4 protein-coding genes are annotated in these 14,739 nt (G+C 32.5%); all 4 read right to left on the reverse strand.

Features of this window, described 5'->3' with window-relative positions; genetic code table 11:
- Nucleotides 1–341, reverse strand: a 341-nt coding sequence (locus CHB80_RS00005; protein WP_449503648.1) for a TubC N-terminal docking domain-related protein, incomplete at its 3' end; no start/stop codon positions are given.
- A 176-nt stretch (nt 342–517) separates the two neighbouring features.
- Nucleotides 518–3,823, reverse strand: a complete 3,306-nt coding sequence (locus CHB80_RS00010; protein WP_089369387.1) for a non-ribosomal peptide synthetase — start codon at nt 3,821–3,823, stop codon at nt 518–520.
- A 132-nt stretch (nt 3,824–3,955) separates the two neighbouring features.
- Nucleotides 3,956–13,282, reverse strand: coding sequence for a non-ribosomal peptide synthetase (locus CHB80_RS00015; protein ID WP_089369388.1), 9,327 nt, complete (start codon nt 13,280–13,282; stop codon nt 3,956–3,958).
- A complete protein-coding gene (locus tag CHB80_RS00020) occupies nt 13,282–13,809 on the reverse strand; it encodes a UpxY family transcription antiterminator (protein WP_089369389.1) in 528 nt (175 codons plus the stop codon). Before CHB80_RS00020 ends, CHB80_RS00015 begins: the two co-directional genes overlap by 1 nt.
- Between the last annotated feature and the right edge of the window lie 930 nt (nt 13,810–14,739).

The following is a 14,739-nucleotide window of genomic DNA, read 5'->3' on the forward strand; positions in this document are numbered from 1 at the left end:
TCAACTAATTGTATATAAGCTCGTGATAAAGAATCAATGTCCAATGCTCCTTTAAATTCAAAAGCATTAAAAATAGTATACGCAACACTTCCCTTATCAAACTGACTCAACGTCCACAACCTGCGCTGTGATGACGTTAAAACATAACACTCCTTCTCTGCTGATACAGGAATAGAATCTGAAGTAGAAAGTAATGCGATTAATCCGTTCTTGTGTTTCTTTATCTCATCAATAATCTCTGGAGTTAAGGTTCCTTTAGGAGCATTAATTTTAAGGCTTCCGTTTACGACTTTAAGTCCAACTTTTAATGATTGTAACGTATGTATTAAATTCTCTATCACAATATTATTTTTTCAAGTTAATTTGAAATACAGGGATGGTATAGGTGAATACGACATCATCATTAACCATACTTACTGTTATGATGACACGTTAAAATAGCGCTGAAAAAGCATGGCTACATATGTACATAGCCATGCCTAAAAAACAATGAATCTCTATGAAAAAAAGAGTCTCTTTATATTGTTATTTCATCAAAATTATCGGCAGTTTCTTGCTCTAATTGATTTTGAAAAACAATAAATTCTAATTTTTTGGAAACCCCCATAATTTCTTGGGTTTCATATAAGTCTTGAATTGAAAAACGTGTATTATACGCTTTATTAATGGTATTAATTAGTACTGTAGCTTTCAAGCTATTTCCTCCTAATTCAAAAAAGTTATCGGTCGTTCCTATTTTCTCTACGCCTAATACTTCTTGCCATAATGTAGCAAGGTTTTCTTCTATTTCATTAGTGGGAGCTACATATTCTCTTTGAATAAGGTCATTAGAGCTCACTGATGGTAATGCTTTCTTATCTATTTTGCCATTAGGTGTTAAAGGCATTTCTTCTAGAAACACATAATAACTTGGCAACATATATTCAGGTAATTGCTCTCCTAATGACAGGCGCAATTGTTGCTTATCTACAGGATGCTCACTCACCAGGTAGCTTACGATAACTAATTCGTCCTGAACTTTTGAAACAACCACAACACATTGATCAATCTCTTCTTGAGATTGTAGTACATGCTCGATCTCTCCTAACTCTATACGGTGGCCACGTATCTTTACTTGGCTATCTTTTCTACCTACATATTCTATCTCTCCATTAGGCAACCATTTTCCTAAATCGCCGGTCTTATATAGGAGTCCGCTTTCGCGAAAGCGGTTTTCTACAAACTTCTCTTTTGTTAATTCTGGTTGGTTCAGATATCCTCGTGACAATCCATCTCCTGAAATACAAATCTCTCCGATAACGCCTACTGGTTGTAATGCTAAATCATCCGAAAGAATATAAAACTGTGTATTGTCTATCCCTTTACCTATTGGAACCGAACGGTCATATTCTTTTTCTACACGATAGTAACTACTATAGGTAGTATCTTCTGAAGGGCCATATAGATTACGTAATGCAATCCCAGCATCTTTAAAATAAGAAGCTACACTGGTTGGAAAAGGTTCTCCAGCCAAGTTGATTCCAACTACATTTGAAAAATCGGTATCCTTATCTATAAGTGTTTGTATTACTGACGGAACTGTATTGATTAATATGTTACTATCTATGGTTGTATAATCACTTATAGATAATCCATTTGCTAATAAACGAATTGGCTTTCCTATACTTAATGGATAGAAAAACTCATATACAGATAAATCAAAGCAATGAGACGTAACGGCATACATGATTCCATATGCTGTATCACTAAACTCTCTTGCCGACCATTGAAGCATTGAACAGGCATTATGATGTGTAATCATCACTCCTTTAGGCTTCCCTGTAGATCCAGAGGTGTATATGATATATGCTAGGTTTTCTGGGCTAAAGTTTACTTTAGGTAACTTCTTAGAAATAGGTGTTGCTGCTTTAAACGAAGCGATCAATTCCTGATCTATAGTTACTTTACACTGACTATCTTGCTCGATATATGCAATACGTTGTGCAGGATAATTGGTATCTAATGGCACATATGCACAACCCGCTTTTAAAACTGCTAGTAGTGAAATTAATAACCATTCATCTCTTTCTAACTTAACACCTACTAAATCTTCTACCCCTAAATCATAGGTAGATAATAAGTAATGTGCAAGTTCGTTAGAAGCCTCATCCAATTCTTTGTATGTCATTTGTGTGTCTCCAAAAATCAAAGCTGTAGCTTTTGGAGTCTTTGCGACTTGTGTTGCAAATAAATCTACAATAGTAGTAGATGGATACTCAACTGTTGTGTCATTAAAGTCTACTAATAATTGAGACTCTTCTGAAGGTGTCAAGTAATTTATAGTCGCTACTTTTTCTTTTGAATTTTCTATCGCTTTCGCTAAAAAGTTTTCAAAATGGACACTTAATAGTTGTACAAAATCTAATTCGTAAATATCTGTATTGTACTCTATGTGTAATGAAAGAACTCCTTTTTCTTCTGAGAAGATAAAACTTAAGTCATACTTACTGAATGACTTTTCCATATTTTGATACGGTGAAATTTTCACCCCATTTAGATTCAATCCTCCAGATACTAATAATCCTTGTTGGTTTTGGAATACCACTAAAGCATCAAACAATACAGATCTACTCAAATCTCTTTTTAAATCTAGCTCTTGCACCAGACTACTAAAAGGGTATTCTTGGTGAGAATATGCATTTAATAAGGTTTCTTTTTGAATAGCTAGTAACTCTTCAAAAGTCACTTCTTTTTCAAATGCCGTTCTAATGGCTAGTGTATTTAGATATAATCCTACTTGGTTTTCTAAATCACTATGATCTCTTCCTGCAATAGGTGTTCCTAAAACAATATCTCTCGTATTTGCATATCTAGATAGTAGTCCATTAATACTAGCCATCAGGATCATAAATAACGTCATTCCATTTTGTTGGGCATATTCGTTAAGTACTGATGTAAATTCTTTAGAAAAATCATAATCTATACTAGAGCCATTGTACGTTTTAAGCTTTGGTCGTACCTTATTAGATGGTAATTCTAAAATAGGTATATCATCACTAAAAGTATCCAACCAATATGTCTTTGCTTTTTCTAGTATGGCTTGTCTAGGCTCACTATTTTGCCATTCTGAATAATCCTTATATTGAATAGGCAAATCTGGCAAGATAACTTCTTCCCCCTCAAAAAGTCCATTATAAATAGCCATAAACTCTTTACTTAATACTCCCATAGACCATCCATCACCGATGATGTGGTGCATATTGAGCATTAAAATATGCTTGTCTGAAGCTTCTTTTACAATCTCACCGATAAACAAAGGCCCTTTTTCTAAATCAAAAGAGTGTCTTTGAATAGCATCAGAATATGCTTTTAACTCATCATTTGTTGCAGTACTCATATCTACAAACTGTAAAATACTTGTGTATTTTTCTGCAGGTATGATATATTGTGACAGCACTCCATTTTCATCTTCTTTAAAAACAGTGCGAAGGCTTTCATGACGTGCCACCAACTGATTAAAAGCTAGTGATAGTTTATCAATATCTAACACTCCATTAAATGTAAATGCTTCAAATATATTATATGCCGAATTTCCTGCATCAAACTGACTCAACGTCCATAATTGTTGTTGAGAAGAGGTAAGTGCATAGTATTCTTTCTCTGCTGCTTTTGGAATTGCTTCCGAAGAAGATAACAATGCGATTAACTCACTTTTGTGGGCTTTAATATCTCCTATAATTTCTGGCGTTAAGGCATCTTTAGGTGCATTAATTTTAAGACTTCCGTTCACGACTTTAAGTCCAATCTTTGATGACTGTAATGTCTGTATTAAATTTTCTATCACGATATAAGTTTTTAAAAGTTAATTTGAAATGCATGAATACCCATAAGTCCTATTATATAAGAACTTACGACAAGTTAAAACGGTTTGTAAAAAATGGATTAGGGTATCGGTATACGATCTTTTCAAGTCTATCTATATAGTTAGTTCATCTACACTATCTACTTCTAACTGACTTTGAAAAACAATAAATTCTAATTTTTTGGAAACCCCCATAATCTCTTGGGTTTCATATAGATCTTGAATGGAGAAGCGTGTATTATACGCTTTATTAATTCTATTTACTAAAACAGTAGCTTTTAGGCTATTTCCTCCTAATTCAAAGAAGTTATCTGTCACCCCAATTCCTTCTACACCTAGTACATCTTTCCATATGGCTACTAGTCCTTCTTCAATTTCATTACTTGGAGCGGTGTATTCGCGTTGAATAACATCATTGGAACTCACTTCTGGTAATGCTTTCTTATCTATTTTACCATTAGGTGTTAGTGGCATTTCATCTAGAAACACATAATAACTTGGTAACATATATTCGGGTAACTCTTTGGTTAATGACAGACGTAAAAGCTGTTTATCAACAGGACTTTCACTTACTAAATAACTAACAATAGCTAGTTCATCCTGTATTTTTGATGTCATAACAACGCATTGATCAATCTCATTCTGAGAGAGCAACACATGCTCGATCTCTCCTAATTCTATACGATGACCGCGTATCTTTACTTGACTATCTTTTCTGCCCACATACTCTATCGTCCCATTTGGCAACCACTTCCCTAAATCTCCTGTTTTATATAGGAGTCCGCTTTCGCGAAAGCGGTTAAAAACAAATTTCTCTTTTGTTAATTCTGGTTGATTCAGATATCCTCGTGACAATCCATCGCCCGAAATACAAATCTCTCCTACCACACCTACCGGCTGTAATGCCAGACTATCAGATAAAATATAAAATTGAGTATTATCAATTCCTTTACCAATAGGAACTGAGCGGTTATACACTTTTTCTACATGGTAAATACTGCTATATGTAGTATCTTCAGAAGGGCCATATAAATTACGTAATGCAATTCCTGAATCTTTGAAATATGATGTTATACTTGGTGGAAATGGCTCTCCTGCCAAGTTAATTCCAACTACATTAGAAAAATCCATTTCCTTCTCTATAAGCGTTTGAATTACTGATGGAACTGTATTAATCAAAATGTTACTATCTGTAGCCGCATAATCACTAATAGCTAATCCATTTTCTAATAAACGTATGGGCTTTCCTATACTTAAAGGATAGAAAAACTCATATACTGACAGATCAAAGCAATGCGATGTTACTGCATACATGATTTCAATATCAGTATCTTCAAATTCACTTATTGACCACTGGAGCATTGTACTAGCATTATCATGCGTAATCATCACCCCTTTCGGTTTTCCAGTAGATCCAGAAGTATAAATAACATATGCTAAACTTGCTGCATCAAATGTAACTTTAGGCAATGCTGTAGAAATAGGTGCTGCTTTCACAAAAACCTCGATCATATCTTGATCTATGGTTACTTTACACTGACTATCTTGCTCAATATATGCAATACGTTGTGCAGGGTAATTAGTGTCTAATGGCACATACGCACAACCCGCTTTTAAAACAGCAAGTAGTGAGATTAACAACCATTCATTTCTTTCTAGTTTTACACCCACTAAATCTTCTACGCTTAACTCGTAGTTAGACAGTAAGTAATGTGCCAACTCATTGGAAACCTCATCAAGTTCTTTATAGGTAAACTGCTTATTTCCAATAATAAGCGCCGTATGATTTGGTGTTTTTGATACTTGTGCTACAAATAAATCTACGATCGTAGTTGATGGATACTCCACTTGTGTATCATTAAAATCATACAACAGTTGAGATTCTTCAGAAGATCCTAAATAGTTCAGATTTGCTACACTATGAGTAGGTGTATTCATTCCCTCTTGTAGGAAATTATTTAAATGATATCCTAAGCGTTCTATAAAATCTGACTCATAAATATCTGTATTGTATTCTATCTGTAATGACAATTGCCCTTCTTTCTCTGAAAAGAGGAAACTGATATCAAACTGACTTACTTTTCTTTGATATCCTGTATATGGTTTTAAGGTCAAACCATTCATTTCTAAACCACCTGATCCAAATAAATCTTGTTGGTTTTGTAAAACGACAAGTACATCAAATAAACCTGATCTACTAGTATCTCTCCCAAGGCCTAACTCTTCCACCAGGTTATCAAGAGGATAGTCCTGATGTTCATAGGCATTTAATAAGGTTTCTTTTTGGGTAGCTAATAGTTCTTCAAATGTGGCATCTTTTTCGAATTGTGTTCGAATAGCCAATGTATTTAAGTATAACCCTATTTGATTTTCTAAATCGGTATGATCTCTTCCTGCTATTGGAGTACCTACTATAATATCATTTGTATTTGTATATCTAGAGAGTATTCCATTCACTCCTGTCATTAAGACCATAAAAAGACTCATATTATTTTCTTGTGAAAATAATTTCAAACGTGTACTTGTTTCTTTTGAGAAATCATATGTAATTGAATCTCCAACATACGTCTTAATTTTAGGTCTCATCTTATGTGTAGGAAGTTCCAATACAGGTAACTCTCCACTAAAAGTATGTAACCAATATGCTTCAGCCATTTCTAACTTAGCCTTTTGAGCTTCACTTCCTATCCAAGAAGCATAATCTTTATATTGTATCGAAAGCTCAGGTAAATTGATCTCTTTAGCTTGAACTAAATGATCATAAATTGTAATGAGTTCTTTACTCAACACTTCCATAGACCATCCATCACTAATGATATGATGCATATTAAAAAGTAATACATGTCTATCTTCTGATAATCTTATAAGGTGTAAGCGTACTAAAGGCGCTTCTTCTAAATCAAACTGGTATTTATAGCTATTAGCGACTCTTTTTTCTAAGGCATTTTCTTGATCTTCAGCTTCACTATAATCATAGCATTCCATTTCAAAATCAATTCCTAAAGCATCTACAACACATTGACGTACTTCTCCTTCATCATTACGCTTAAAAAATGTTCTTAAAACTTCATGTCTAGCAATAATACTATTAAATGCTTCTTTTAGCTTCTCTACATCCAAAACTCCTTCCAGTTCAAAAGAACCTGGAATATTATACGCTTTATTCCCCCCTTCAAATTGACTTAAAATCCATAGTCTATGTTGTGAAGATGTAAGCGGATAATCTGCTTGAAGTGCTGCTTTTGGAATCGTATCAAATGTTCTATCTCCTAATTTAGGAACTATAGAAGCTATCGTAGGATTCAAGAACATCTCTTTTATAGTGAGATCATACCCTAATCTATTTTTGATTTTATTTACAACTAAAGTCATTTTAAGACTATGACCTCCTAACTCAAAGAAATTATCGGTAAGCCCAATTTTTGATACTCCTAACACTTCTTCCCATATAGCAACTAATTGCTTTTCTAATGTAGTACTAGGCGCTATATACGTATTTTTAATTCTATCATTTGATGCGATAGACGGAAGTGATTTCTTATCCATTTTACCATTAGAAGTAAGTGGAATTTCTGCGATCTCTACATAATAATTGGGCAACATATAATCTGGCAATTGATTACTCAATGCCATACGCAACTCCTGCTTATCTATCGCCGTGTCACTTACAATATATGCTACAATTGCTTGATCTCCGTCTACTTCTTTTACAACAACAACACATTGGTTAATATTATCTTGTAATTGTATAGCATGTTCTATTTCTCCTAATTCGATACGATATCCTCTTACTTTCACCTGATCGTCTTTACGGCCTAAGAACTCGATCGTTCCATCAGATAGCCATCTAGCGATATCACCTGTTTTATATAAGCGCTCTCCTTCAATAAATGGATGTGCGACAAACTTTTCTGAGGTTAAATCTTCTCTATGTAAATATCCTCTAGAAAGCCCATCTCCAGAAATACATAACTCACCAAAAACACCTATAGGTTTTAATGATAAATCATCCGAAAGAATATACGTTTGTGTATTCGCTACAGGTGTCCCAATAGAGATAATGTCTCTTTCTAAATGGTTTTCTTGTACTTTACACATGGTAGAACTAATCGTAGTCTCTGTTGGACCGTACTCATTATAAAAGTTTGCAACAGCGCATAGTCTTTTTGCCAAACTCTTAGAACACGCTTCTCCTCCAGCAATGATTCGGCGTAAATGTTTACACGAATCTAGGCCTTGTACATGTTCTAAATAACTAGGTGTAGCATGAATATGTGTGATCGCATACTCTTTTAGCACTTTCGTGAAACCTACTGGATCCATGATACGATCTTTAGACACACCTACTAAAGTTGCCCCATTTAATAAGGCCAAGAATATTTGTTCCATGGATGCATCAAAAGCAGGGTTTGAAAACTGCAATACACGTTCAGAAGTATTAAAATCAAATGCTTTGCTTTGATCTGTAATATAATTTACTAAACTCTTGTGCTCAATCATTACCCCTTTAGGGTTTCCAGTAGAACCTGACGTATAAATAATATAAGCAAGGTTTTTTGCATCTAAAGAAACAACAGGTAATTGAGCACTATAACTTTCTTGTTTTGTAAGAAAATCAAGAATCAACTCTTCATGTATAGTTACTTTACTTTTAGTATCTTCTTCTATAAAATCAATACGTTGTTGTGGGTAATTAGGATCTATTGGAACATATGCTCCTCCTGTTTTTAATATAGCTACTAATGCTATATATAACCACTCGCTACGTTCTAATTTTACTGTAATAAGATCTTCTATCTCAATCTCAAAACGAGTCAATAAATAATTTGCCAATTGATTTGACAATATATCTAATTCTCTATACGTGAATTTTTTATCATTAAATTCTAATGCTATTGCATTAGGTGTGTTCTCAACCTGACTCACTAACAAATCAACAATGGTATGATGAGATGGATAGGTAACGCTTGTCGCATTAAAATCCTGCAATAACATCTCTTTTTCTGATTCAGGAATATAATTTAAAGTGGTTAGTGATTGTGTAGGGTTTACAATAAGAGCTTCTAAAATATTTAGATATGCCATTAGGATACGCTCCATTGTAGTGTGCATAAAGATATCTGAATTATAATCCCATTCTACAGAAATTCTTCTGTCCAATTGATCATTTACAGTATCACTTATTTGCTCATATATGGTATTTACTACAACACTTATATCAAATTGTGAGGCTTTATTATGTCCCTTTATAATTTCTATCTCAGCATCCAGTAATGACATACTTTGTATAGGCACATTCACAAAACTGAACATATATTGAAACAACGGATGCGTATTTAATCCTCTTTCTGGATTTATTCTTTCTACTACTTTCCCAAAAGGAGTATCATCATGTGTATAAGCATCCAGGCATGTTTCTTTCACTTTATGAAGTACATCCATAAGTGTATGATCACTATTAAATGTTGTTCTCAGAGCAATTGTATTTACAATCATTCCTAAAACTTCTTGAAATTCTTTATAGCGTCTATTTGCTACTGCAGTTCCTATACAGATATCTGTCTGATCACTAAATTTATATAATGCAATTTTGAAAGCTGTCATCATTGTAATAAACAATGAGACATGTTGTTTTTCTGAAAACCTTCTTAGCTTTTCTGAAAATTCTAGCGAAAATACATGAGAGATTGTTCCTCCATTTTTACTAGAAGTAATGGGTCTATTATAATCTAGTGGTAGTAATTGTTCATTTGAGAAGCCATCAAATTTTTCTTCCCAAAATTCTAATTTCTTGTTGAGTACGCTTTCGCGAAAGCTTTCTTTTTCCCAGTATGCGTAATCTTTAAACGTAACTTCAGGTTTCTTTACCTCAAACTCAGGGTTTCTTTTTAACTCATTATAAATATCTACAAAATCTCTAAATAAGATACCTTGTGTCCATCCATCCAAAATCAAGTGATGCTCACAGAATAAAAGAACACTTTCTTTTTCTGAAAATTTAAGTAATTCTACTCTAAATAGAGGTCCTTCTTCTATCTCAAAAGAAATACTTTCTAATTGCTCTAGGCTTTCAGAAATCACCTTCTCTTTTGCTTCATCTCTAATATCTGTACAATCCTTAACTGGAATATGAAATGCAAATGGAGATAATATTTTTTGATAAGGTTCTCCTTCATTATTTACAAATACGGTCCTTAAAATCTCATGTTTTTCTATAAGTTTAGAAAATGTATTTTCTAATATATCTACAGCTACTTGCCCTGTTAATTTAATAGCTCTTGACACATGGTACGATGTATCTTCAGTATCTAATTGATTTAAAAACCATAGTCTATCTTGAGCATAAGACAATGGATACAATTCTTGCTGTGGAGCTATAATATTTTGAATTTCTTTCTTATCTAAAGAAGGAACTAACTCACTGATTTCTTTTATAGTAGGTGACTTATAGAAATCTTTAAGTGAAAGTTCTATCCCCTTTTGATCTCTTAAATTGCTAATAAACTGATTTGCTAATAAAGAATGACCTCCTAATTCAAAAAAGCTTACAGTAACATCAACCTCATCAAGTTTTAATAACTCTTCCCAGATTGCAGCAATTTCTTTTTCTTCTTCTGTAGATGGAAGTACTACTGCTTTATTTGTATTTACAGTAACAGCTTCAGGCAAACTTTTGATATCTATTTTACCATTAGGTAATAACGGAATAGCTTCTATGATTACAAAATGTGTTGGAATCATAAATTCTGGCAAGTATCCTTTTAGATCTTTAACCAGTGTAGCTATATTTACAAAAGACTCATTTGCTACTAAATAAGCAACAAGAATAGGCATTCCTTTTACTTCTTTTATACATACATAACTGTCTATTACATATACATTTGCTTGTTGAATAGCTTGTTCTATTTCACCTACCTCTATTCTGTATCCTTTATAACTTATTTGGTTATCTTTTCTACCATAGAAAATGAGATTATTGTTGGCATCCCATTTTCCTAAATCTCCTGTTTTATAAATTCGTTTTCCATTGATATTCAAGAAAGCTTGATCTGTCAGTTCTTTTTTATTTAGATAAGAAACTGCCAGTCCTATACCAGAAAGACCTATCTCACCGATAGCCCCTTTAGGTAATATTTTTGTACCATCTAAAAGATAAACGCCTCTATTTGTAATAGGTTTCCCAATAGGAAGTATTGTATCTGTTTTTGCTACTTTATGATATGTTGCACAAACAGTGCTTTCTGTAGGTCCATAGGTATTGTATACATTATAAGTATCTATAAGTTGATCTATCTGATGAGGCTTTAAGACATCTCCACCACTTATAAGCGTTTTAAAATCAAAATCATACTTCGTATAATTATCATTTAGGTATTGTAACACAAAAGGATTTGTGCTCAATAATGTCACCTTATGGTATTCACACTCTTTAAGTAGTTCATTAAAATCTTTTGTATCGTTTGCTATGACTAAATTCCCACCAATCGATAGGATCGGAAAAATCTCTTCAATAGAAGTATCAAAAGATGTTGAAGCTTGTTGTAATACAACGTCCTGATCATTAAGATTAAAATACTCTCTAAATGTTACTATATAATCATATAAAGATGCATGATTAATAACGACACCTTTTGGTTTTCCAGTAGATCCAGAAGTATAAATAATATAAGCTTCATCTTGAGCTTCTAATGGAACAGGTGTAAACTTTTCTAATCCTGTATAGGATTCTATAATGGTATCTATATTACACTCTCTTTCTTCTACAATAGTCTGAGAAGATGAATCTGTCAAAATAAACTCCAGTTGTGCATCTTCTATAATGTATTGTTTTCTTTCTACAGGATAGGTGTCATCTATAGGTACATAAACAGCCCCTGCTTTTAATGCTGCAAGAGCTCCAATAATACTTTTTTCTGATCGAGATACCATTACCCCAACTTTACTTCCTTTTTTCACTCCTTTAACCTGGAGATATGAAGCTATTGTATTTGCATGTGCTTCCAGAGTTTCATAGGTTAATGAAGTAGCCTGGTATGTAACAGCAGTTTTGGAAGTATGGTTATGTAGTATAGTGTTCCAAAGATCTATAAATGTTTCTTCTGGTCTTTCTATAATAGGCCCATTAGAAATCTTCTGTATTTCTTCTAATTGTTCTTTACTAGCAATTTCAACGGCTGCAATTTGAAGGTTTTTAATTTCTTCTAATTGGGTAAGTACATTTTTAAATGATATTATTAATTGATCTAATTCATCCCTAGACACATATTTTTCATTAATATCAAATCTAAAACTAATCTGCCCGTCTAGCGCTTCATAAATATGTATGGAGATAGGATCTTCCTCACCATCATTTGATAATGGATATATCTCTGACTGGTTTCCCGAAAATTCAGTTTCATATTGCATACGTTGGTAAGACATTCTTACATCATACAATTTTGAAACTTCTTGTGATAAATTTCTTAATATATCTACTTGCTGAAAACGCTGATGTCTAAAGCACATGAATAGTGTGCTTTTAATTTCTTTTATAAAATCACGTACTGTTATGCTTGTGTCTATAGAGAGTTTTAATGGCAATAAACTTATAAATGGTCCAAGGGTTCTTTTTTCTACAGCATTCTTTCTGTTAAGAATAGGCATCCCTAAATTTACATCACTTGTATTGTAATATTTTGACATCATTATTGACCAGCAACCTAGTAATAGATGAAATACACCTAATCTTTCAGTTTTTGAAAAAGCCCATAAAGATTCACTTTCTTCTTTAGATAAAACCAGCGATACATTACAATGACTATTCGTTTTATTTGTTCCAGCATAGACTAATGAAGGTAAATCTGTATAACGGTCTATCCAGAAGTCTCTATCTTTAGAAAACTCTTCTGAAGCTCTATAGGTTTCTTCTGAAGTAATGAAGTTTTCATAAGAATAGGTATTCTTTTCTATAAGAGTATCATCATATACAGTGTTTGTTTCTAACTGCTTGTATATTCTATTTAATTTATTAAACAGTAATTGAAATGAAAACCCATCAGATACAATATGATGAAGTTTGCAATACCAGATATATGATGTTGGGCTTATTTGCAAAAGCCACATTTTATATAGTCTTTGATCATTTTTAAAATCAAATGGAATGATAAAATCTTCTTTAATAGCGTGTATTGCTTTCGATTCATCTGATTCTTCTATATAAACCAACCCTAAGCCTGGGACTGCTTCTTGAATGGTATAAGATGGAAATCCGCTTTTTTCTTCAAAAACAAAAGAAAAAATATCATTCTCCTTAGCCAATATAGTTAGTGCAAGTTTGAAGCGTTCAACATCAATACTCCCATTTATAGATGCGTAACCTCCAATATTATATCTTGGAGATTCACTTTCAAGCATCTGATCTAGCCAGATATACTTCTGTACGTTTGTGACATTATTTTTCATCAGACTGCTTTTGATAATTTAGACAAGTAGTGACTAGGAAGAGTCGCTGTTATATTTTGATTTATAGAATCCATGCGAACAACAACCTTACTGCTGTTATTCACTTTTAGAACCTCACATTCTAAACCAGAAAATGCTCCATATTGAATTAAAGCGATCTCACCTTGTTCTAAGGAATCTGTAGTTTTCTCGACATCTACAATATCTTCTGTATTCAATAAAAATTTAATCTTCTGGATCTCGCTTTCTCTTATCGTTGAATATGATTGACCACATTTCACAAAAGTGCAAGCACCATTTATAGAGAAAGCTTTATGAAAATCTTTGGCTGTCTCTATCTTTACAAATACATATGATGGGAAAAGTGGCATTTCAATCATCTTTTTACGATCACTCCAAACACGAATGGTTTTTACTAATGGCAAAAATGATTCTAAACCGACTTCTCTTAATAAATTATCTACTTTTCGTTCATGGCGTGACTTTACATAAAGAATATACCATCCTGTTTTTAAAAGATTTCCCATAATTGTTAGTTTTAGATATACAATTACTATGTATTAGTGAGTATATATTTGATATTTAAAATAATAGCTTAGAAAAAGAATCTTAAAAAAAACCATAGCTTCGCTTCCTTGACTCACATCACGTTCATTCTTAAAAGGAAAATATGTTTAAAAGAAACTGATCTTTATTGTATCGTATAGTTTGATACAGAAACTCTCTTTGTAAATATGTTGAGAGTTGATTTCCGATTATTTATTAATAATCATTCAATCCAGGTTCAAAATTTCAACAGTTTATAATAAGTGTGCAACAATTTGCATCATTTATTATTTGATACAAACATATATCAAAACAGTATCTCATAAAAGAGAACACTGTCCGTTTTCAGGAAAATTCACCCGTATTTCGCGGAAAACAGACATTTCAAAATAACATCAACTCACTTATTATCAATTATTTAAAAAATAAACTAATAAAAAAACTTGTAATCGTCTTCAAAAAAACCTGTAGATGGAAAAGATCGTGATTCCGACAACTTTTACCATATTTCATACAAAATGCATACAAGGAAAACGATCTATATGAGTTGGATTTGAATAAAAAAATAGGCTATAAAAACACGCATAAAAAAAGTCTTTTTTAAATACTGGAATTGTAAGAAAATTAATGGGTAACAAAAGACAACTATTTTGATCCTATTATCGAGAATACATAATAAAATATAATGAGAATATTAAAACATTAAATAATCTATATTATATCTTTGAAAAAATGTAACTATCTGATTTTTATTGTAAAATTTATATAAAAAGAGTATAAACATGGTGCACATTTATATAAAAACTATAACTTTAGAAAGTTTTTATAATGCATATTACGCATAGAAATTAACATTAATATATTTTAAAAATGCCTTATCACTTTTTCTTATGTACACATTATTACTAGCA

Source organism: Dokdonia pacifica, from assembly GCF_900188275.1.
In the GTDB taxonomy this organism is placed as follows: Bacteria; Bacteroidota; Bacteroidia; order Flavobacteriales; family Flavobacteriaceae; genus Dokdonia; species Dokdonia pacifica.